Source organism: Burkholderia sp. Bp8998 (assembly GCF_003854235.1).
GTDB lineage: Bacteria > Pseudomonadota > Gammaproteobacteria > Burkholderiales > Burkholderiaceae > Burkholderia.
On the sequence record NZ_QTQF01000005.1, the window covers coordinates 208,666 to 229,663 of the forward strand.

The 20,998-nt window shown below is 68.0% G+C and carries 21 protein-coding genes; 7 read left to right on the plus strand and 14 right to left on the minus strand.

The window, feature by feature from the left end; translation table 11 throughout:
- Positions 1–35 precede the first annotated feature (35 nt).
- The 3 genes from DIE06_RS08540 to DIE06_RS08550 are packed head-to-tail and all read right to left on the minus strand — an operon-like array spanning position 36 to position 2,116.
- Positions 36–731 carry an LOG family protein gene (locus DIE06_RS08540; protein ID WP_124661019.1) on the minus strand — a complete coding sequence of 232 codons (696 nt, stop codon included), beginning with the start codon at positions 729–731 and terminating at the stop codon, positions 36–38.
- A gap of 22 nt (positions 732–753) precedes the next feature.
- A complete protein-coding gene (locus DIE06_RS08545) occupies positions 754–1,089 on the minus strand; it encodes a c-type cytochrome (RefSeq protein ID WP_124661020.1) in 336 nt (111 codons plus the stop codon).
- Positions 1,090–1,108: 19 nt separating this feature from the next.
- On the minus strand, positions 1,109–2,116 hold the full coding sequence (locus DIE06_RS08550) for an Acg family FMN-binding oxidoreductase (RefSeq protein WP_124661021.1): 1,008 nt from the start codon (positions 2,114–2,116) through the stop codon (positions 1,109–1,111).
- 173 nt (positions 2,117–2,289) lie between these two features.
- Here DIE06_RS08550 and DIE06_RS08555 point away from each other — a divergent pair, with 173 nt between their 5' ends.
- Entirely contained in the window at positions 2,290–3,279 is a 990-nt protein-coding gene (locus DIE06_RS08555; protein ID WP_124661022.1) for a zinc-dependent alcohol dehydrogenase family protein, read from the plus strand.
- A gap of 39 nt (positions 3,280–3,318) precedes the next feature.
- Here DIE06_RS08555 and fnr read toward each other — a convergent pair whose 3' ends face one another.
- The 3 genes from fnr to DIE06_RS08570 all read right to left on the minus strand — a co-directional run bounded on the left by fnr (position 3,319) and on the right by DIE06_RS08570 (position 7,118).
- Positions 3,319–4,092, minus strand: coding sequence for a fumarate/nitrate reduction transcriptional regulator Fnr (gene fnr / locus DIE06_RS08560; RefSeq protein WP_124661023.1), 774 nt, complete (start codon positions 4,090–4,092; stop codon positions 3,319–3,321).
- Between the two features lie 381 nt (positions 4,093–4,473).
- Positions 4,474–5,121, minus strand: coding sequence for a response regulator transcription factor (locus DIE06_RS08565; protein WP_124661024.1), 648 nt, complete (start codon positions 5,119–5,121; stop codon positions 4,474–4,476).
- The gene (locus DIE06_RS08570; RefSeq protein WP_124661025.1) at positions 5,118–7,118 is read right to left on the minus strand and encodes a PAS domain S-box protein; all 2,001 of its coding nucleotides are present in this window, start codon (positions 7,116–7,118) and stop codon (positions 5,118–5,120) included. The genes DIE06_RS08565 and DIE06_RS08570 overlap by 4 nt, the downstream gene beginning before the upstream one ends.
- 251 nt (positions 7,119–7,369) lie before the next feature.
- On the opposite strand from DIE06_RS08570, the gene DIE06_RS08575 reads away from it, so the two are divergent.
- On the plus strand, positions 7,370–7,840 hold the full coding sequence (locus tag DIE06_RS08575) for a universal stress protein (protein WP_124661026.1): 471 nt from the start codon (positions 7,370–7,372) through the stop codon (positions 7,838–7,840).
- 75 nt (positions 7,841–7,915) lie between these two features.
- Here the strand turns inward: DIE06_RS08575 and DIE06_RS08580 are convergent, their stop codons facing one another.
- The 4 genes from DIE06_RS08580 to DIE06_RS08595 form a co-directional block, all read right to left on the minus strand.
- Positions 7,916–8,749 carry a universal stress protein gene (locus DIE06_RS08580; RefSeq protein ID WP_124661027.1) on the minus strand — a complete coding sequence of 278 codons (834 nt, stop codon included), beginning with the start codon at positions 8,747–8,749 and terminating at the stop codon, positions 7,916–7,918.
- A complete protein-coding gene (locus DIE06_RS08585; protein ID WP_124661028.1) occupies positions 8,746–9,249 on the minus strand; it encodes a universal stress protein in 504 nt (167 codons plus the stop codon). Before DIE06_RS08585 ends, DIE06_RS08580 begins: the two co-directional genes overlap by 4 nt.
- Positions 9,250–9,318: 69 nt before the next feature.
- Positions 9,319–10,518: an acetate/propionate family kinase gene (locus tag DIE06_RS08590; RefSeq protein ID WP_124661029.1), complete on the minus strand. Its 1,200-nt coding sequence runs from the start codon at positions 10,516–10,518 to the stop codon at positions 9,319–9,321.
- A gap of 8 nt (positions 10,519–10,526) precedes the next feature.
- Positions 10,527–11,366, minus strand: a complete 840-nt coding sequence (locus DIE06_RS08595) for a universal stress protein (protein WP_124661030.1) — start codon at positions 11,364–11,366, stop codon at positions 10,527–10,529.
- 189 nt (positions 11,367–11,555) lie between these two features.
- Here DIE06_RS08595 and DIE06_RS08600 point away from each other — a divergent pair, with 189 nt between their 5' ends.
- From DIE06_RS08600 to DIE06_RS08615, 4 genes are read left to right on the plus strand one after another with little or no spacing between them, the layout of a single operon-like run.
- Positions 11,556–12,086, plus strand: a complete 531-nt coding sequence (locus tag DIE06_RS08600; protein ID WP_124661031.1) for a hypothetical protein — start codon at positions 11,556–11,558, stop codon at positions 12,084–12,086.
- Positions 12,076–12,822: a beta-ketoacyl-ACP reductase gene (locus DIE06_RS08605; protein WP_124661032.1), complete on the plus strand. Its 747-nt coding sequence runs from the start codon at positions 12,076–12,078 to the stop codon at positions 12,820–12,822. The genes DIE06_RS08600 and DIE06_RS08605 overlap by 11 nt, the downstream gene beginning before the upstream one ends.
- Positions 12,819–14,639 (plus strand): alpha/beta hydrolase, encoded by a 1,821-nt coding sequence (locus tag DIE06_RS08610; RefSeq protein ID WP_124661033.1) that lies wholly within the window; start codon positions 12,819–12,821, stop codon positions 14,637–14,639. Before DIE06_RS08605 ends, DIE06_RS08610 begins: the two co-directional genes overlap by 4 nt.
- The gene (locus tag DIE06_RS08615; RefSeq protein ID WP_124661034.1) at positions 14,636–15,667 is read left to right on the plus strand and encodes a bifunctional enoyl-CoA hydratase/phosphate acetyltransferase; all 1,032 of its coding nucleotides are present in this window, start codon (positions 14,636–14,638) and stop codon (positions 15,665–15,667) included. Before DIE06_RS08610 ends, DIE06_RS08615 begins: the two co-directional genes overlap by 4 nt.
- Before the next feature lie 15 nt (positions 15,668–15,682).
- On the opposite strand, the gene DIE06_RS08620 is transcribed toward DIE06_RS08615, so the two are convergent.
- On the minus strand, positions 15,683–16,735 hold the full coding sequence (locus DIE06_RS08620) for an RNA-guided endonuclease TnpB family protein (protein WP_124661035.1): 1,053 nt from the start codon (positions 16,733–16,735) through the stop codon (positions 15,683–15,685).
- A gap of 119 nt (positions 16,736–16,854) precedes the next feature.
- Here DIE06_RS08620 and DIE06_RS08625 point away from each other — a divergent pair, with 119 nt between their 5' ends.
- Complete coding sequence (locus DIE06_RS08625; protein WP_124661036.1) at positions 16,855–17,895, plus strand: zinc-dependent alcohol dehydrogenase family protein; 1,041 nt, start codon at positions 16,855–16,857, stop codon at positions 17,893–17,895.
- 86 nt (positions 17,896–17,981) lie between these two features.
- On the opposite strand, the gene DIE06_RS08630 is transcribed toward DIE06_RS08625, so the two are convergent.
- From DIE06_RS08630 to DIE06_RS08640, 3 genes are all read right to left on the minus strand, one after another.
- The gene (locus DIE06_RS08630; RefSeq protein WP_124661037.1) at positions 17,982–19,385 is read right to left on the minus strand and encodes an MBL fold metallo-hydrolase RNA specificity domain-containing protein; all 1,404 of its coding nucleotides are present in this window, start codon (positions 19,383–19,385) and stop codon (positions 17,982–17,984) included.
- Between the two features lie 143 nt (positions 19,386–19,528).
- The gene (locus DIE06_RS08635) at positions 19,529–19,714 is read right to left on the minus strand and encodes a DUF2964 family protein (RefSeq protein ID WP_124661038.1); all 186 of its coding nucleotides are present in this window, start codon (positions 19,712–19,714) and stop codon (positions 19,529–19,531) included.
- A gap of 157 nt (positions 19,715–19,871) precedes the next feature.
- The gene (locus DIE06_RS08640) at positions 19,872–20,996 is read right to left on the minus strand and encodes an ABC transporter permease (RefSeq protein WP_124661039.1); all 1,125 of its coding nucleotides are present in this window, start codon (positions 20,994–20,996) and stop codon (positions 19,872–19,874) included.
- Between the last annotated feature and the right edge of the window lie 2 nt (positions 20,997–20,998).

Here is a 20,998-nt window from a genome sequence, read left to right on the forward strand (position 1 = left end):
AAAAAATCCGTTTCTTGAGGGCACCCCAAGAAGCATTAGCGGCAGCGTGCCGGCGCACGTTCCCGACGGCGGGCATACCAGCTTCCGATCGCGTGCCAGATCTCGGCCGCGGATTCGCAATACGTGAACAGCTCCAGATCGCGGCGGTCGATCATCCCTTCGTCCGCGAGAAACGCCAGGTCGACCGCGCGGCGCCAGTACGCCTCGCCGACGAGGATGACCGGCAACGGCGCGATCTTGCGCGTCTGCAGCAGCGTCAGCACCTCGAACAGCTCGTCGAACGTACCGTAGCCGCCGGGAAAAAATACCGCCGCTTTCGCGCGCTCGAGCAGGTGCAGCTTGCGGATCGCGAAGTAGTGAAACCGGAAGCAGAGATCCGGCGTGAGGTACGGATTCGGCGCCTGTTCGCGCGGCAGCTCGATATTGAAGCCGATGCGTTCGATCTGCAGGCGCTCTTCGGCTTTCCAGTAGTCCAGTTGCAGCCGGATGCCCCGCATGCTCGGGCGCTGCAGCAGCGTTGCGTCGTCAGCGACAGGGGGGCGGCTCGGGCGTCTGGCGACGCGCCGTGTGCGACGCGGGATGCGCCGGCTGTCGTCGTTGGCGACTATCGCATCCGGCCGTGTCCGCAGCCGCTTGCCGCGCGTCTTTGCCGCCGACCCGCCGGATACGGTACGGGGGAGTGCGTGGCCCGTCGCAACACCCGTGGAAATGCGTTTGATGATGGTCGACATGAACGGACGGGCCGAGCGCCGGTTACTGGCTCAACACCCATTGCACGAGCCGATGCGCGTCGTCGCGGGACAGCGGGCCGCCGCGATCGATCGCCGACGGCATCGGCGTGTCGCCCCAGTGCGCGCGGCCGCCGACGCGCAGCTTGCGCTCCAGTTGCGCGGCGGCCTTCGGATCGCCGCGGTAGCGTTCAGCGATCTCGTGGAATGACGGCCCGAGGAACGTCACGTCGGGCGTATGGCAGAACATGCAGTGCTGCGCGTTGACGAGTTCGGTCGGCTCGGGCACGGTCGTTTGCGCGGCGGCCATGCCGGCCGTCGCGGCAATCACGCAGAGGGCGGCGCAACGCATGATGCTCATGGTCGTTTCCTCGTCGGGATCAGGAAAAGGAGATCACGTCGTCGAGCGGGCGACGCGGCGAATGCGGCGTATGCGGACCGCGCCCGACACGCAGCAGCAACTGCGGCTCGCCGCGCAGCCCGAGCATGTGGCGAAGATGCGCGCGCAGCCCGGCCGTCTCGATCGGCTGGTTCAGGTACGACGCGGTATAACCGGCGCGCGTCGCGACGAGCAGGATCCGCTCCAGCGCCTGGCCGGCGGCGAGCCAGGCTTCGCGATCGTCGCGCACGGTCGCGATGCACACGATCAGCGGCGATGCGCCGACGAGCTGGTGATGCAGCGCGGCCAGCCCGTTGCCGAGATCGAAGGTCCGTACCGCCGTCGTCACGACCGGTGCCGCGAAATCCAGCAACGCCGGCACGCCCGCCGCGAATGCCGGCATGCCGTCGACGTGCCGGCGCGGATCGATCCAGCTCGCCAGTTCGCGCCGGAAGCGCGGGTCCGCGAACTGCTGACGATCGGCCTCGGCGACCAGCTCGGCGACGCGTGCACGATGCGCGATCGAATCGACGCACGCGATGTCGGCGCCTTCCGCGACGCCGGCTGCGATCAGGTCATGCTGGATCTCGTCCGGAACAGCCGTCGATTCGAACGGTGCGCGTGTCGTGACGCGATCGGGAATCGCGTTGAACAGCGTGCCGAGGGACGCGTCGAAATAGCCGTCGTCGCAGATCCGCACCTGCGCCAGGAGATCGGGATCGACTTCGGAGGGAAACGTGCTGATCGTGTGCGCGAGCCCGGCATGATTGAGCGCGACACGCAGATTGAGCAACGCGGCCCCGCAGCTGATGATCAGCTCGCGATCGAACGGATCGACCACGGGCAGCGCGCGCATGCGGTCCGCGCACACCGAGATCGTGGCGCCGTTGACCAGGAAGCGCCATGGCTGGGAATTGTGGCTGGACGGCGCCAGCACCGCGTAGCCCAGCAGCGACCTCAGATCATGGTCGGGGCGGGTGCTTGCGGCAAGCGGGGGAACGGATATCATCGATCATCTCCAGGTCGCCGCTCTGGCGGCGCAACGCCACTTCATCGTGTCAGCAACCGTTCGGTGGCCGTTGACCCACATCAAGCGCGTGTCATCGGGACGAACGCACGCCGAGACTGACGCGTAGCCTTGGAAAGCGAAGCGCGCGAACACGATCGCGCGGGGAGGCGAGCATGCTTGCGATGATGTTTGACGGCACGACACCGCATTTGCGCGAGGCGCGCGTGCCGGATCCGTCGCCCGGGGCGGGCCAGCTCCTGATCGACGTCCATGCGTGCGGCGTATGCCGGACCGATCTCCACGTCGTCGACGGCGAGCTCGCGCACCCGAAGCTGCCGCTGATTCCGGGGCACGAAATCGTCGGGACGGTGCGCCGGCTGGGCGAGGGCGTGACGGGCTTCGCCGTCGGCGACCGGGTGGGCGTGCCCTGGCTCGGCTCGACGTGCGGGCATTGCGCGTATTGCAGGGCCGGCCGCGAAAACCTGTGCGACAGCCCGGGATTCACCGGTTATACGATCGACGGCGGCTATGCCGAGTGCGCCGTCGCCGACCATCGGTATTGCGTGCATCTGCCGCAGCGCTATTCCGATCTGGAAGCCGCGCCGCTGCTGTGCGCCGGGCTGATCGGCTATCGCACCCTGCGCATGGCGGGCGACGCGCGCCGCGTCGGCATCTACGGCTTCGGCGCAGCTGCGCATCTCGTCGCGCAGGTCGCGCATGGCGAGGGACGCAAGGTGTTTGCGTTGACGAAGCCCGGCGATACGGTCGCGCAGCAGCTCGCGCTGTCGCTGGGCGCCGCATGGGCCGGCGGCAGCGACGAAGCGCCGCCCGAGCCGCTCGATGCCGCGCTGATTTTCGCGCCGGTGGGTGCACTGGTGCCGGCCGCGCTGCGCGCGCTCGACAAAGGCGGGATCGTCGTGTGCGGCGGCATTCACATGAGCGACATCCCCGGCTTTCCGTACGCGTCGCTGTGGGGCGAGCGCCGCATCGCGTCGGTGGCCAACCTGACGCGTGCGGATGCGGTCGAGTTCATGCGGATCGCGGCCGCGATGCCGCTGCGGGTCGAGGCGGTGCGCTACGCGCTGGCCGATGCGAACCGCGCGCTCGACGACCTGCGCGGCGGGCGCGTGTCGGGCGCCGCCGTGCTGGGCATGCGCGGTTGATCGGCTCGACGGATTCGGCTCGACGGATCCGCGGCGCGGTCAGATCTGCCGCAGGCCTTCCGAATCGACGATCCGGATCTGCTTGCCCTGCGCCGCGACGAGCCCCTTGTGCTGGAACTTCGACAGCATGCGGCTGACCGTCTCGAGCTTCATCCCGAGATATTCGCCGATCTCGTCGCGCGTCATCCGCAGCACGAATTCCGCGGCCGAGTAGCCGCGCGCCTTGAAGCGCGCGGAAAGGTTCAGCAGGAACGCGGCGACGCGCTGCTCGGCCGTCATCGTGCCGAGCAGCAGCATCTGCGAGGATTCGCGCACGATCTCGCCACTCATCATCTGGTACACGTGATGCTGCATCGGCCGCACTTCGCGGCACATCTGCTCGAGCTGGCCGAACGGGATGATACAGACCGTGCTGTCCTCGAGCGCGATCGCGTCGCCGTTGTGGTGCCCGGTGTGCACGCCGTCGAGCCCGAGCGACTCGCCGACGATCTGGAAGCCGGTGATCTGCTCGTCGCCGTCGCGATGCATCACGATGGTCTTGAACGAGCCGGTTCTCACCGCGTAGATGCTGTTGAACGCGTCGCCCGCGCGAAACAGCGTTTCGCCGCGCTTGACGTGGCGCGTCGTGCAGATCATCGCGTCGACGCGCGCGAAGTCGTCGGTCGAAAGATCGGATGGCAGGCAGACGGTGCGCAATGCGCACGTCGAACAGCGGGACGCGGCGCGCTTGGGCTGATCCGCCGGTTCGACCGGATGCAGCGGGATGAACGGGCGTGACGGCATGGTCGTCGAGACTTCGGCACTGCTCTGCATGATCGGCTCCGTTTGGGGACAGCGGCGGCTCGCCATCGGGCGGGGTCGCGCTGGCCGTTGTACCGGCGGCCTTGGTTTCTGCCGCCTTCGTGTCGGGAAAGCCTCATCGGACGCGCAGGGGGACCGATACGCCGGTCTCGACGGTGATGCTGTCCTTGCTCCGGGAGGCACGTTTGCTCGTTTTTTCTGATCTGCAGTATGGATGTTGCGCGACGTCAAGAAAATCAGCCGGAATTGAACTTGCGGTAGGAGAGAGGGAAGTCTTGTAGGACGTTTCCTACAGAGGCGCGGCAACTTGTCGCGATCGTCGCTGGCGTGTGCCGGATACGGACGGCGGGCGGGGCGGGGCGGGAACTCGACCGTGCCCGATGCCGTCCGCCGTCAGAGCTCGTCTGGGTCCTCGAACAGCTTGTGGCGCATCGCGTAGCGCACGAGCGCCGTGTCGTTCGGCATCTGCATCTTTTCGAGGATCCGCGTCTTGTACGTGCTGACGGTCTTGACGCTCACGCAGAGCGCCTGCGCGATTTCGGAAATCGACTCGCCGGTGGTGACGCGCCGGAACACGTCGAACTCGCGGTCGGACAGGCGCTGGTGCGGCAGGAGATCGGTCGGCTCGTTCAGGCTCTGCGCGAATTGCTCGGCCATGGTCAGGCTGACGTAGACGCCGCCGGCGGCGATCTTGGTGAGCGCCGCGACCAGTTCCGCGCTGGCGCTTTCCTTGGTCATGTACCCCGAGGCCCCCGCGCGGAATGCACGCACCGCGTACTGCTGCTCGGCATGCATCGTCAGCACGAGGATATGCAACGCCGGCTTCTCGTCCTTGATCTGCTTGATGAGTTCGACACCGTTGCGGCCGGGCATCGACAGATCGAGCACGAGCACGTTCGCGTCCTTGTCGCGTATGAGCGCGATCGTCGACGCACTGTCCTGCGCCTCGCCGACGACGTCGAAGCCGCTTGCGTTCTGCAGGATGTGCCGCAGGCCGTCCCGGACGAGGGCGTGGTCGTCGGCGACGAGTACCCTGATCATGAATGCACATCTCCTTGCTGGATGGCGTGAAGCGGCAGCGCCACGGTGATCGTGAATCCCGTTCCCGGCCGGTTGTCGATCGTCACCGTGCCGTCGAGCATGTGCGCGCGCTCGCGGATGCCGATCAGGCCGAACGACGGGCGCTCCTGCACATTGCCGCGGGGGGGCTCCTGCGCGCCGTGACCGTTGTCCTCGATGCGCAGCATGCAATAACCGTCTTCCATTTTCAACGACAGCTTCACGTTCGTCGCGTCCGAGTGCCGCGCGACGTTGGTCAGCGCCTCCTGCACGATGCGGAACAGCGTGGTCGCACCGGCGCCGGTGAACGCGGTATCGACGGGCGCGATGGCGCGCTCGACCGTGATCCGGTAGCGGCGCGTGAAATCGTTTGCAAGCCATTCGATCGCCGGGACGAGGCCCAGGTCGTCGAGCATCACCGGGCGCAGATCGGCCGCGATGCGCCGAACCGACGCAACGGTCGAATCGATCAGGCGGTGCATGCCGCCCAGTTGCTCGCGCACACCGGTGTTGGGGGCGACGATGCCGGCGAGCCCCAGCTCGACGGCGGAGAGATCCATCTTGAGCGCGGTGAGTTGCTGGCCGAGGTCGTCGTGCAATTCGCGCGCGATCCGCGTTTTCTCTTCCTCCCGCACGTTCTGCAGGTTGGCGGACAGGTCGCGCAGTTCCTCGCGCGACTGCTTGAGCGCGTTTTCCGCCCGCACCCGCTCGGTGACGTCGCGCAGCATGACCGTGTACAGCTTGCCGGTGCCGTCGCGGATCTGCGAGATCGACGCCTCGATCGGGAACTCGGTGCCGTCGCCGCGCAAGCCGAACAGCACGCGTTGCCGCCCCATCTGGCGCTCCGACACGCCGGTCACGCCGAATTGCTCGACGTGTCGCGCGTGCGCGGCGCGAGAACGCTCGGGGATGAAGCGCGACAGCGGCGCGCCGACCGCCTCCATCGCGGAGACGCCGAATACCTGTTCGGCGGCCGGGTTGAAGATCACGATCGTCTGGCTTTCGTCGACCGTGATGATGGCCTCCATCGACGACCGGATGATGCCCATCATCCGGGCCTCGGTGGGGGCGGTGTCGCCCGCGTGGATATCGGCGTGCGCGCGCTTCGCGGCGAGTTGCCGCACGAGCGTGGCCAGCGTCAGCGACAGGGCGACGCCGGCCAGCAGCACGGCCAGCGCGGTGCCCGACATGGCGGGGTGCGGCGCGCTGTAGTGCAGCGAGAGCGGCGTGCCGCCGAAGGTCAGCGAATCGATTCGCCTGAACGTATCGCGTGCGCCGGAGGAGGTGTCACCGCCGCCGAAGCCGCCTGAATAGACGGGGGCCGCCGGATCGTCGGCCATGATTTCCATGCGCAGGCGGTTGAGTAGGGACGAATCGACGAGACGGTCCGGGTTCAGCGACGCGTAAACGTATCCGGTCGCGCTCGCGTGCCGTGGCCCGGACAGCGCCCCGTGGTCAGCCTTCGCGTAAATCGCCAGGTACAGCGTCAGTTCCGTCCGGGCGATCGACGCGTCGGTGCTGTCCTGGGTCGCGTTCGCGGCCATCGCGACCTTGCCGGTTTCCACCGCCCGCTGCAGCGCGTGCCGGGTCGGCTGATCGTCGATGGCGGCGCTCGGTTCGATTCTGCCGAGGCTGCGGACGGGAGATTGCAATCCGTCCAGATTGAGACTACCGAGATAGCCGCGCCACGCAGGCCCGGATTGCGGGGGGGCCAGTGTCGACGCGAAGCCGCGCGCACCGTGCAATACGGCTGCGGCGCCGAGGAGGCCGCGCCGGAGGTCGGCGGTCGCGAGTGTCGCGGTTTGCTCGAAGCTGGCCTGGGCGGCTTGTCGGGTCTCTTCCTGCAATAGCCGGGATGCCGCAAACGTTGCGGCCAGACCCAGCGCCAGCATCAGCAGCGCGGCCACGGCTGCGTATCGGCCGGGCCGGATCCGGTGCGGAGCCGGCCCGGCCTCGAAGGAGGGCGCATTCACTGTCATTGCCGTTCATCCTGACGGATTTCGCCGGCGGCTGGCGGACTGGCGGCGGGCCGGACGCGAGGCACGAAAAGCGGGGCGGGCCGGAACTGCGATGTTGTCCGGATTGTGCGCGTTTTGACGACGCCCGCCAATCGGGACCGATGCGTACGGGCGCCGCCGTGCGGGCTTGACCCGTGTCAACGAAAAGGCGTTCGCCGGGATCAGACTGGCTTGACGAACCCATCGAATCCGGACGACGGCAGGGAGGCATCATGTACCAACGGATCTTCGCGGCGCTCGACGGCAGCCGCGGCGCGCGGCTCGCGCTCGACGAGGCGATTTCGCTCGCCCGCGATTCGGGCAGCCTGGTCATCGCCATGTGCGTGGTATCGGATGCGCCCCGGCTGGCCGACGTCGACAGCGGCTATATCGACCAGCGCGACCCGGCCGGACTCGACGCGGACAAGGCCGCGATCGCGGTCTCGGACGCGGAAACCGCATTTCAGCTGTCCGGCGTGCGCGGCATCGCGCAAACGATCGACGCGTGCGGAGAGGACATTTCGGACGTGCTGGCGCGCGCCGCCGCCGAATGTAATGCGGACCTGATCGTGATGGGCACGCATGGCCGTCGCGGCGTGCGCCGGGCGTTGCTCGGCAGCGTCGCCGAATCGCTGGTGCGCATCGCGGACCGGCCGGTGCTGGTCGTACGGGAAGGGCCGGGCGCGTGCGCCTGCATGTTGTGAGGGTCGTGACGGAGGGGCGTCACAAGAAACGGGCAGCCGCAGGCGGCTGCCCGTTTTCATGCGCTCGGCGGGATCTCAGTGGGACAGCAGGACCGGCACCGTCATCGTCTCGAGGATCGTGCGCGTCGCACCGCCCAGCACGCGTTCGTGCATGCGGGTATGACTGTACAGGCCCATCACCAGCAGATCCGCATGCAGATCGGTCACCCGGTTCAGCAGCGTCGCGCCCACGCTCACCGACCGTTCGCGCGGCGTGGTGGAGAACGACGCGCGAATGCCGTGACGTTCGAGATACGCGGCGACATCGACGCCCGCCGGCGTCTTGTCGGGATCGGGCTGCCCGCGGGAGACCGTCTCGACGTTGACGAAGCGCGCGCGGGCGAGCAGCGGCAGCGCATCGGCCATCACGCGCGCGGCCTCGCGTCCGCCGTCCCAGCCGATCAGCACGTTCTCGCCGAGCGTTCGCACGTCGCCCGCGTAGGGCACGACGATCGCCGGCCGGCCGCTGCCCATCACGACATCCTCGATGAAATGACGTGCGACGTAGGTCATGCGGTCGTCGGGGTCCTCCTGGCCGAGCACCAGCAGGTCGGCGTGGCGCGCATGCAGGATCGCGGCCTCGGTCGCGTCGCCGGCCGGCGCCTGCCACTCGACGTTGCGTCCGGCGCGTTCGGCGGCGATCAGGAATCTTTCTTCCGCTTCCTTGCGCCGCTGCTCGCACAGGCGTTCGTAGACGGCCAGCTTGAGTGGCTCGTCAGGCCGCCGCAACGGTTCGAACAGGTCCTGGCAGACCACGTAGAGGCCGATCAGATGGGCGTTCCAGCGGCCCGCGAGTTCGAGCGCGAGATCGACGCGCGTCTTGCAGCGCTCGCTGTCGTCGAGATGGACGAGCAGGGTCTTGTAGCTCATGACGGCTCCTTTTCGGTTGATGCCGCGGTGGTCTCGGCGGATGCCTTCACTGCGCAGCTCGCCGGAATCATCAGGACCGGGCGCGTGGCAAGACGCAGCACGCGCTCGGCCACGCTGCCGAGGAAGAGGCGCTGAAAGCCGCGTCGGCCGTGCGTGCCGAGCACGATCAGGTCGGCACCGATCTCGCCGGCGAGAACGACGATTCGCTGCGGGACGTCTTCACCTGACGGCGCGACATTGGAGATCTGCGGCGTGCCGGCCACGCCGCGCGCCTTCATGCGCTTCGCCGCGTCCTCCGTGACGCGCAGCCCTTCCTCGCGGAATGCGTCGATCAGGATCGACGGATCGTATCCGTACGTGTCGTAGGCCGGCACCAGGAAATCGACGACGTAGACGGGGGTCAGCCGTGCACCCGTCTCCGACGCGAGATCCAGCGCGGCGTCGAGTGCGCGGGACGACGTGTCGCTGCCGTCGAGCGCAACCAGAATGTTCGAGTACATGGTGTTTCCCTTCAACGGATATCGATGAAATCATCATCGGCGCATGCGCGCCGATCGCGCTGATCTGGATCAACCGTCGCGGTTGCCGCGCAGCACGCGCACCGCGGCGCGCGCGGCGACCCACGCTTCATTGGTCGGCTCCACGACGACCGTGACCGCGCTCGATGCAGACGACACGACATGCGCGTCGGCGGCGTTCGCGCGCGCGTCGAGTTCGATTCCGAGCCAGCCGAGCGACGCGCAGATCCGCTCGCGCAATGCCGCCGAGTGTTCGCCGATGCCGGCCGTGAAGACCAGCATGTCGAGGCCGCCGAGCAGCGCGGTCAGCGCACCGGTCTCGCGCACGATGCGATGGACGTACAGCGCCAGCGCATCGCGGGCCGGCATGTCGCCGGCCGCCTCGCGCGCGAGCAGCACGCGCGGATCGCCCGATGCGCCCGACACGCCCTTGAGCCCCGACTCGTGATGGAGCAGGTGACCCAGGTCGTCGCCCGACAGCTTCCCGACCTCGAGCAGGTGCAGGACGACGCCCGGATCGAGCGTCCCGCAACGGGTGCCCATCATCAATCCGTCGAGCGCGGAGAAGCCCATGGTCGTCGCGACGCTGCGGCAGTCGCGCAGCGCGCACAGGCTTGCGCCGCTGCCGAGATGGGCAGCGATCACGCGGCCGTGCGCGCGCGCGCCGAACGACTCTTCGAGCGCGACGGCCAGGTATTCGTAAGACAACCCATGAAACCCGTAGCGACGCACGCCCTGGTCGAACCACGCATGCGGCAAGGGCAGCAGTTGCTCGACACGCGGCAGCGTGCGATGAAACGCCGTGTCGAACACGGCGATCTGCGGGACATCGGGAAATGCGTCGCGCAGCGCGTCGATCGCGTCCAGGCTGTGCGGCTGATGCAACGGCGCCAGCGGCGTCAGCGTGCGCAGCGCGTCGAGCACGGCGTCGTCGACGACCACCGGCTCCACGTACCGCGCGCCGCCGTGCACGACGCGATGCGCGATCGCGCCGAGCGTGACGTGCGGCAGCTGCTCGCGGATCCACGTCGCGATCCGCGCGAGCACGGCGCGGTAGGGGTCGCCCGCGACCCGCGGCAGCGAATCGCCCGGCTCGGCGTCGAAGCGGATCGACACGCCGTCGCCGGTCGCGACCGCTTCGCCGTCGTGCAGCGGCCGCCGCGCGGGATCGCCGTGCGGCGGATACGCAAAGACGCCGAACTTCACGCTCGACGAACCGGCATTGACGACGAGCAGCGCGAGCGTACGCATCGACCGGCTCAGTGCGACATCAGCACTGGCAGCGTCATCGACGCCAGCACCGTGCGCGTGGCGCCGCCCATCACCAGCTCGCGCCAGCGCGGATGGCCGTAGGCGCCCATCACGAGCAGGTCGGAACCCGTTTCATACGCCCGTGACAGCAGCGTGTCGCCGATCGTCGAGCCGGCACCGGTATCGATGTCGAGCACCGTCACGTCGCGTGCATGGCGCGCCAGCATCAGCGCGGCATCGGCGGCCGGAATCCGCGTGGTCGCCGCTTCCGAATCACCGTCGACCACGGCGGCGACCGTCGTGCGCTTCGCATGCTCGAGAAAGGGCATCGCGTCATGCGCGGCGCGGGCGGCTTCCCGGCTCCCGTCCCAGGCGACGAGCACCCGCTCGCCGATCGACGGGAATTCCCCGGTGTACGGCACGAACAGCACCGGGCGGCCCGCGGACAACACGAGGGTCTCCGGAAACTGGTCGTCGACATAGGTCTCGGGATCGTTCGGGTCGCTCTGGCCCGCAATCACGAGGTCGGCAAGACGTGCGGCGCGCGGCACGGCCAGGTTCGCGCGCTCGTCGGCATGCACCCAGGCTGCCGGCACTTTCGCGCGTGCCGTCTCCGCATGGAACAGGCGTTCCAGCGCCGCGAGCCGTTCGTCGCGCTGCTCGCGGTGCTCACGGAAGTAATCGGCGGACCCGGCCATCACGTAGAACGAATGCGGTTCCGGCGTGTAGACCGCGTACACGCCGGTCAGATGCGCACCGAAGCGCCGGGAGAGCCGCAATGCGAGTTCGAGGCGCGAATGCGCGCGGACGCTCGTATCGAGGTGCACGACCATGCTCTTGTAGCTCATCGGAATCGCTCCATCGACGGGTGATCCGCCAGTGCCATCCAGTCTACGAAGCAGGGTTTCCGCGCGCTTGACTCAGATCAACGGCTGCCGCGCGCGATGCCCGCACAGTGAAGCAGTCGCGATGCCGGTCACGGGCAGGCGGCATGAGGCGGGATGCCAACCATGGATCGGATCGAAGGAGGGAAGCCGATGAGCACGTACGCTTTGACGACACCGAATGACGTTTGCCGCGCGGGCTGCGATCTCGCGCTGCGCACGGCCGCGCTGAACCGCGACTGGCAGCACGAATGGCATGCGCTGGCAGGGCGGCGCATCGAGCGGGACCGCGCCGCGGTGCGCCAGCTGCAGCAGGCGCTGGCGGACACGACCGAGTGGACGGGCTTCGGCGACGCCACCCGGCAGGTGATGCGCGACTATGCGCTCGCGAGCGTCGCGCTCTGGCAGGACGCCGCCGAGCTGTGCATGCGTGCGCAATTCGAGAGCGCCGGCGCGTGGCGCGGCTGGTTGCGCGAATACGGCGCCGGCGCGCTGTCGCGTTATCAGATCGACTGGCTGCCCGATCTGGAGCGGCTCGCCGTGATCAACGAGGCCAGCATGCCGTGGGCCGACTGGATGACGGCACTGGAGCGCGGGATCGAGGGCGCGAACGACGGGGCGCCGGTCGCGCCGCGGCGCCTGAACGGCATGACCGATGCACGGGAGAACGACCATGCACGCTGAGCGTGTCGCGTTCGTCACGGGCGGAATGGGCGGCCTCGGCGCCGCGATCAGCCGGCGCCTGCACGCGGCCGGCATGACGGTGGCGGTGTCGCATACGGAGCGCAACGACCACGTCGCGACGTGGCTCACGCACGAACGCGACGCGGGCCGGACGTTCCATGCGTTCGAGGTCGACGTGGCCGACTACGATTCGTGCCAGCACTGCGCGGCACGCGTGCTGGCCGAGTTCGGGCGCGTCGACGTGCTCGTCAACAACGCCGGCATCACGCACGACGCCACCTTCGTGAAGATGACCAAGAGCATGTGGGATGCGGTGTTGCGCACCAATCTCGACGGCATGTTCAACATGACGAAGCCGTTCGTGCCGGGCATGATCGAAGCCGGCTTCGGACGGATCGTGAACATCGGCTCGGTGAACGGTTCGCGCGGTGCTTACGGGCAGGCGAACTACGCGGCCGCGAAGGCGGGCATCCATGGCTTCACGAAGGCGCTGGCGCTCGAGCTCGCGCGCCACGGCGTGACGGTCAACACGGTCGCGCCCGGTTACCTGGCGACCGCGATGCTCGAGTCGGTGCCGAAGGACGTGCTCGACACGAAGATCCTGCCGCAGATTCCGGTCGGTCGCCTTGGCGATCCCGGCGAAATCGCCGAGCTCGTCGCCTTTCTGTGCTCCGACGCGGGTGCATTCGCGACCGGTGCGGAATTCGACGTCAACGGCGGGATGCACATGCGATGAAAGCGCCCGTCATCCGCACACCGTTCGTGCGCGAATCGAGGCGGCCGCCGCGCACGGTCGAACCGGTGCCGGGCGCGACCGAATGCGCGCCGGTTCGTCCGGCGCCCGCCGAACAGTGGAACCGCGCCGCCCATGCGAACGTGGCCGCGATGACCTTCGGGTTGTCGCCCGTGTCGATGGCGCTGGCGATGCTCGACTGGGGCGCGCATCTGGCGGTGGCGCCAGGAAAATGCTTCGAGCTCGCGATGCAGGCATGGCTGGCTGCCGTTGCACCGGCGGCCAGCCAGCGCGCGGGCGAGGCCGACGAGGCGGACACGACCGGCGTGGCCGTGCACGCCGGGGAAGCCGATCCGCGCTTCGCCGCGCCCGCGTGGGCCGCATGGCCGTTTCACATGTACCGTGACGGCTTCCTGTCGATCCAGCGCTGGTGGCGCGACGCGACGCGCGGCGTGCCGGGCGTCGAACGGCACCATGAGGAACTGGTCGGCTTCGCCGCGCGACAGTGGCTCGACGCGTGCTCGCCGGGCAATTTCCCGGCGACCAACCCGGTCGTGCTCGATGCGACGATGCGCAGCGGCGGCGCGAATCTCGCGGCCGGTTTCAGGAACTGGCTGGACGACGCGAACGCCTTGCTCGACCGCACGGGCGGCACGCTGGCCCGCGACGCGCGCACCTATCTGCCGGGGCGCGACGTGGCGATCACGCCGGGCCGCGTCGTCTGGCGCAACGCGTTGTGCGAGTTGCTGCAATACGACCCGGCGACGGCCGACGTCGCACGCGAGCCGATCCTGATCGTCCCGTCGTGGATCATGAAGTACTACATCCTCGACCTGCAGCCGCACGATTCGCTGATCCGCTTCCTCGTCGATGCCGGCTATACGGTGTTTGCCGTGTCGTGGCGCAATCCCGGCGCGGAAGCGCGCGAATGCGGGCTCGACGATTATCTGCGCGACGGCTGCATGGCGGCGCTCGACGCCGCCCGGTCGATCTGCGGCGAGGCCGTCCACGCGGTCGGCTATTGCCTCGGCGGCACGCTGCTGGCGATCGGCGCGGCGGCGCTCGCGCGCGACGGGCGGCAGCACGACGCATTGCGCTCGATCACGTTGCTGGCGGCGCAGACCGATTTCAGCGAACCCGGTGAACTGGGCCTCTTCGTCGACGCCAGCGAACTGTCCGCGCTCGACGCGCTGATGTGGCGGCAGGGCTACCTCGACGGCGCGCAAATGTCCGCCGCGTTCCAGCTGCTGAACGCGCGCGACCTGATCTGGTCGCGGATGATGAGCGAATACCTGCTCGGCACGCGCACGAAGCCGAACGACCTGATGTCGTGGAACGCGGACACCACGCGCATGCCGTATCGCATGCATACGGAATACCTGACGCGGCTCTTTCTCGACAACGATCTCGCGGCCGGTCGCTACTGCGTCGACGGGCGGCCGGTCGCGCTGTCGGATATCGACGTGCCGACCTTCGTGGTCGGGACCGAGCGCGATCACGTGTCGCCGTGGCGTTCGGTCTACAAGCTCCATCTGCTCACGCACCACGCGCTGACCTTCGTGCTGACGTCGGGCGGCCACAATGCCGGGATCGTGTCCGAGCCCGGCCATCCGGGCCGCCACTATCGCTGCGCGACGCGCGAGCCCGGCGCGCCTTACCGCAGCCGGCACGACTTCGTGCGCGATACGCCCGCGGTCGACGGATCGTGGTGGACGTGCTGGCGCGACTGGCTGCACGCGCATTCGTCGGGTGCCGTGCCGGCACGCGTGCCGGCCGCCGGTTTCGCGGCGGCGCCCGGCAGCTACGTGCTCGAGACATGAACAGGAACCTGCTTCCCGACCCGCCCGGCGGCGCGTGCCTGCCCGGCCTGTTGCCGCGTGCGGACGGCGAGCTGCCCGCGCTGATCGAGCGTGCGCGCCATGCGCCGCCGCTTGCCGTCGCCGTCGTCCATCCGTGCGACACGGCCAGCCTCGTCGCGCTTGCCGCGATCAACGCGTCGCCGCTGGGCGCATCGATCGCGCCGCTGATCGTCGCGCCGCGCGCGAAGGTGCTGCGCGTGGCGGACGAGGCGGGTGTCGATCTGGCGAAATGGACGATCGAGGACGTACCGCACAGCCATGCGGCGGCGGCCCGCGCGGTCGAACTCGCGTCGTCCGGCCGGGTCGGCGCGCTGATGAAGGGCAGCCTGCATACGGACGAGCTGATGGGCGCGGTCGTCGCCGCGGAATCGGGCCTGCGCACGGACAAGCGCATGTCGCACTGCTTCCTGATCGAGGCGCCGGCGTATCCGCGACCGTTCATCCTGACCGACGCGGCGGTGAACATCGCACCGGATCTCGCGCAGAAGGCGGCCATCACGCAGAACGCGATCGACGTCGCGCATGCGCTGGGCGTCGCGTGCCCGCGCGTGGCGGTGCTGTGCGCGGTCGAGATGGTCAATCCGGCAATGCGTTCGACGCTCGACGCGGCGGCACTCGCGAAGATGGCCGAGCGCGGGCAGATCACGGGGGCGATCGTCGATGGTCCGCTCGCATTCGACAACGCGATTTCGCTGCGGGCCGCGCGCGAGAAGGGGATCGATTCGCCGGTTGCCGGCCGCGCCGACATCCTGGTCGTGCCCGATATCGAAGCGGGCAACATGCTCGCGAAGCAGCTCGAATACCTGGGCGGTGCCGCGAATGCGGGCGTCGTCGTGGGCGCGCGCGTGCCGATCGTGCTGACGAGCCGCGCCGACGGCGTCGCCGTCCGGGTCGCTTCCTGTGCGCTCGCGGTGTTGCTGGCACAGGTTCGGCATGACGCCGCCCCGATGGTTGAACAGGCCACCCTTTCGATGGAGGAACCGCATTGACGTCCTCCTCCGCGCCTAAAGGCGGAGGATTCCCACACCTGGCGATGCACGTCCGCATCGGAGAATGTTCATAGCAGCGTTGGTATCACGATCATGCACGACACCACAGTCACTGCAAACCCACTCTCTTACTCGCAGTCCCGCGATACCTTTCGGCCGCGTCGTGCTGTCTTTCGACCCGCACGCCGAACAGGACTGGGTGGAACCGCTTTCGTCGACTTCCTCGAACGTGGCTCCGTGCGCGATCGCCTTGTAACGGAGCTTGTCCCGAAAGGACGACCAGGATGCGTCGTAGACGCTCTTCGCCATCCTGGATCTGGCGAGCTTGGCGGGCGACACGTTGCCGACCGCGATGTAATCGAAGCGACGGACCAGATCGAGCGCGAGCTTGTGCTGGAAATCGACACGGGCATTCGCGACCTTGGCGTGCAGCTTCGCGATATGTCGCTTGTGCTTTCGCGCCCGTTGCGCCTTCGCGAGCTTCTCGGCCGCGCGTCGGCCGAACCGATCGTTAGGCAGCGTCTCGCCCGTCGAAAGTGTGGCGAAGTCTTTCAGGCCGAGATCGATACCGACGCCGGAACGGATCGGGCGCGCCTGAACATCGGGCATCTCGATCACGATGTTGAGAAACCAGTTGCCCCGTGCGTCTTGCGCAAAGTTGGTTCCGTCCTTGATCTTTCCGTCGGGAAGCGGTCGGCTATTGAATACGCGAAAGGTGTTGCCGGCAAAGCGAAACGCATCGCTCTCGCGCTTCAGGTCTCGGCCCTTCAGCGGCACCCAGCCCAGCGATTTCCTGCCACGATAGCGCAGGTAGGGCCGACGGTTCCGACTGCGCGACTTCGCGTATTGCTCGCACGTCGCGTTGATCGTGCCGGAGTGGATACCGAGTTCCTTACTGCTGCCGGTGGTGAGCACATTCAAGTCGAAACCCGTCGGCCACTTCTTGCTCCACTTGAGCGCGTGCTTCTGCGTATCGTTGCAGAAGTTCCAGACGTAGTTCACCGCGCGGCTCTGCTTGTCAAGCAGTCCGTTGAGCGACTTCACCCGGTAGCGGTAGACAACGATCATGCTGGTGATCCTAACCCGTGGAAGAAGCTGCCTGTCAACAGCACTCCTTTCCTTCCCGCCATTCGCCCCGAAGGAAGTCCCCTTGGGGGAAATGGCGGGGTTTCTCGGAGCAAATTCTGATGAAAGCACTCGTCTACCAGGGGCCGGGGCGCAAGGCGCTCGAACGGCGGCCCATGCCGGAACTGCAGTCGCCGACCGACGCGATCGTCCGCGTGACGCGCACGACGATCTGCGGCACCGATCTGCACATCCTCAAGGGTGACGTGCCGAGCTGCGAACCGGGCCGCATTCTCGGCCATGAAGGCGTGGGCATCATCGAGCAGGTCGGCGCCGCGGTCGATACGTTCAAGCCGGGCGATCGCGTGCTGATTTCCTGCATCTCGTCGTGCGGCCGCTGCGAGTACTGCCGCCGCGGGCTGTATTCGCACTGCACGACCGGCGGCTGGATTCTCGGCAACCGGATCGACGGCACGCAGGCCGAGTTCGTGCGCATCCCGCATGCGCCGACCAGCCTGTACCGGATTCCGGCCGGCGCGGACGAGGACGCACTCGTGATGCTGTCCGACATCCTGCCGACCGGATTCGAGTGCGGTGTGCTGAACGGCAAGGTGCAGCCGGGCTGCTCGGTGGCGATCGTCGGCGCGGGCCCGATCGGGCTGGCCGCGTTGCTGACCGCGCAGTTCTACTCGCCGGCGCAGGTCATCATGATCGACCCGGACAGCAACCGGCTCGAGGTCGCGCGGCACTTCGGCGCGACCGACTGCTTCGACGGCCACGGCGGCGATCCGGTTGCGGAGGTGATGCGGCTGACCGATGGCGTCGGCGTGGATTGCGCGATCGAAGCGGTCGGCATTCCGGCGACGTTCGAGATGTGCACGTCGCTCGTGGCGCCCGGCGGTGTGGTCGCGAACGTCGGCGTACATGGCGTCAAGGCCGACCTGCACCTCGAGAAGCTGTGGGATCGCAACATCGCGATCACGACGCGGCTCGTCGACACGGTCAGCACGCCGATGCTGCTGAAGACCGTGCGCGCCGGGCGCCTGGATCCGACGCGCCTGATCACGCACCGGTTCTCGCTCGACGACGTGGAACGCGCTTACGACACGTTCGGGAGTGCCGCGCAAACCCATGCGTTGAAGGTGATCATCGAAGTCGCCTGATTGGCCGGGCGGCGCGTGACGGGAACCGGGTAGGGCTTCCGCTTCCCGTCACGCGCGTCCGGCGTTTGCGCCCCAATGGCCGCCAGTCAGGACGACAGCGCGGCGGGCTCCTGCGTGTTGGGTGATTCGATCTCGTCCAGATCGACGCACTGCGCATAAGTCGGCACCTCGCACGGCCAATGCAGGCTCTCCGAGATGCGCCGGCGCAACGCATCCGCGGCGGCGGGTTCGCCATGCGTGATGAACGTCCGCACGGGCGCGCACTGCATCGTGCCGAGCCACTTCAGGATTTCTTCGTAATCGGCATGGGCCGACAGTGTCGTGATCGACTCGACCTGCGCGCGCACGCGAACATATTCGCCGTGAATCTTCAGCGTCGGCTCGTGCGCCGCGAGCGCCGCACCGCGCGTGCCGACGGCCTGGTAGCCGACCAGCGCGATCGTGTTGCGCGCATCGGGTGCGTAGCGGCTCAGGTGATGCAGCACGCGCCCGCCCGTCGCCATCCCGCTGCCGGCGATGATGACCATCGGGCCATGGTGCTCGGCAATCGCCTTCGACTGGTCGACCGACCGGGTCATCGTCGCCGCATGGCCGAGCGCATTCGCTTCGGACACGGTCAGGCGGTGTTCGAGGATATGGTGGCGATAGATCTCCGTCACGTCCGTCGCCATCGGGCTGTCGAGGAACACCGGGACGCGCGCCATGCGGCCCGACGCCTTCAGCCGCGCGATGTAGTGCAGGATTTCCTGCGCGCGGCCGACGGTGAAGCAGGGCATCACGACCACCCCGCCGCGCGCGAACGTCTTGTCGAACATCGCGGCCAGTTCGTTCTCGGGATCCGACTCGGGGTGCAGCCGGTCGCCGTACGTCGATTCGACCACCAGGTAATCCGCGTGCCCGGGCGGCCGCGGCGGCTGCATGATCGGGTCGTGATAGCGGCCGAGGTCGCCGGAGAACGCGAGCACCTTGTGATCCCAGTGCATCACGACGCTCGCCGCGCCCAGGATGTGTCCGGCCGGCAGCAGGCGGAACGCCAGGCTGCCGCCCAGCGCGGTGCATTCGTCGAAGGCGACGGGCTTCAGCAGGTGCAGCGCGCGTTGCGCGTCGTCCAGCGTGTAGAGCGGTTGCGCCGGATGATGCTTCGAGTAACCGTGCCGGTTCGCGAAGTCGGCTTCCTCCTCCTGCAGCCGCGCGCTGTCGCGCAGCATGATGTCGCAGAGTTCGGCCGTGGCCGCCGTGCAGTACACCGGCCCGCGATAGCCTTCGCGCACCAGCACCGGGAGATAGCCGGTGTGGTCGATATGCGCGTGCGTGAGCACGACCGCGTCCAGCGTGTCGGGCGCGATCGGCAACGGGCACCAGTTGCGCAGCCGCAGGTTCTTCGTGCCCTGGAACAGGCCGCAATCGACCAGGATGCGCCGGCCGCCGTGCTCGACCAGATACTTCGAGCCGGTCACGGTTTCGGTCGCGCCGAGAAAAGTCAGTTTCATGGAATCGCCTCGCCGGGAGTCGACGGAACAGTAAGCCGATTACAGCGCGAACGCGCGCGCGACGGTTGACCGATATCAGGAATTGCGGGATTCGCTTGCTGGCCGGGCCGTTTCCTGCAGGCGCTGCGCGACCGTCCGCGCCGCTATTGTGCGCTCGGCGCCGTCTCCAGCTGCGCGATGAACGCGACGATGCCCGACACCAGCGTGACGATCGCATACGGGACGACACGCCCGTCGATCAGCATCGCGTGCACGACGCCGAGCAGCGACGCGAGCGCGATGAACACGCAGAGCGTCGCAACAACGCTTCGGTAGTGCTGTCGAGTCATGACGTTCTCCCGGAAAGCGGCCACCGGTGGCACGGTTGCGCCGCGACCGCGGCTACCACGGCTTGCGCAAGACATGGCGTCATGATCGCGTGCCGGCCCACGGCCCGGTTGATCTGTATCAACGGACGAATCCCGGCGTCGCGCGAGCGACGGGCAATCAAGTCATCTGACCAATCGTCTTGCGGAATCGCTTCAGCGACAGCAGGAACAGCACGCAGCCGATCGCGAACAGCGCCGCGAACTGCGTCCAGACCGCGTCGAGTCCGGCGCCCCGGTACAGGATGCGTTGCGCGAGTTCGACGAAATGGGTGGTCGGCGCGGCCAGCATGATGTCCTGCACGGCGAGCGGCATGCTCTCGCGCGGCGTCAGTCCGCCCGACAGCAGTTGCAGCGGCAGCAGCACGAGCACGAGCAGCATGCCGAACTGCGGCATGCTGCGCACGAGCGTCGCGAGAAAGATCCCCATCGACGTCGTCGCGAACAGGTGCAACGCCATGCCGGCCACGAACAGCGGCACGGACCCGGGAATCGGCACGTGCAGCGCGCCGCCCACGACGAACGTCAGCGACGCGACGGCGGCCGCCGCGACGACGAGCCCCATCGACCAGACCTTCGCGAGCATGATGTCCGCCGCGGTCACCGGCATGACGAGCAGATGCTCGATCGTGCCGTGCTCGCGCTCGCGAATCAGCGCGGCCCCGGTGAGGATCATCGACAGCATCGTCACGTTGTTGATCAGCTCCATCAGCGCGCCGAACCAGACTTCGTCGAGATTCGGGTTGAAGCGCATCCGCATCGCGAGATCGACAGGCGGCAAGGCCGCGCCGCGCTGGCGCCGCATGAATGCATCGATCTCGCCCGACACGATCTGCTGGACGTAGCCGCCGCCGGTGAACGCCTGCGTCATGCGCGTCGCATCGACGTTGAGCTGGACCGTCGCATGGCGGCCGGCGAGCACGTCGCGCTGGAAATCCGGCGGAATGTCGAGCGAGAACGTGTAGTCGCCGTTGTCCAGGCCGCGATCGGCCGCGCCGGCGTCGACGATCGGGGGCGGTGCGAACTGCGGCGGAAAGAACGCCGCCGCGATGCGCGCCGACAGCGGCGACGCATCCTCGTCGACGATCGCGATCGGCACCTTGTGCAGCGTTTCCGGCCGCGCGGTGGCGGCGACGTAGATCGACGCGCTGAACGTGTAGACGATGAGCGCGAGCAGGATCGGGTCGCGAGCGAGGCTCCAGAGCTCCTTGACCCCCAGCCGGAAAATGGCGAGCAGGCGCGCCATGG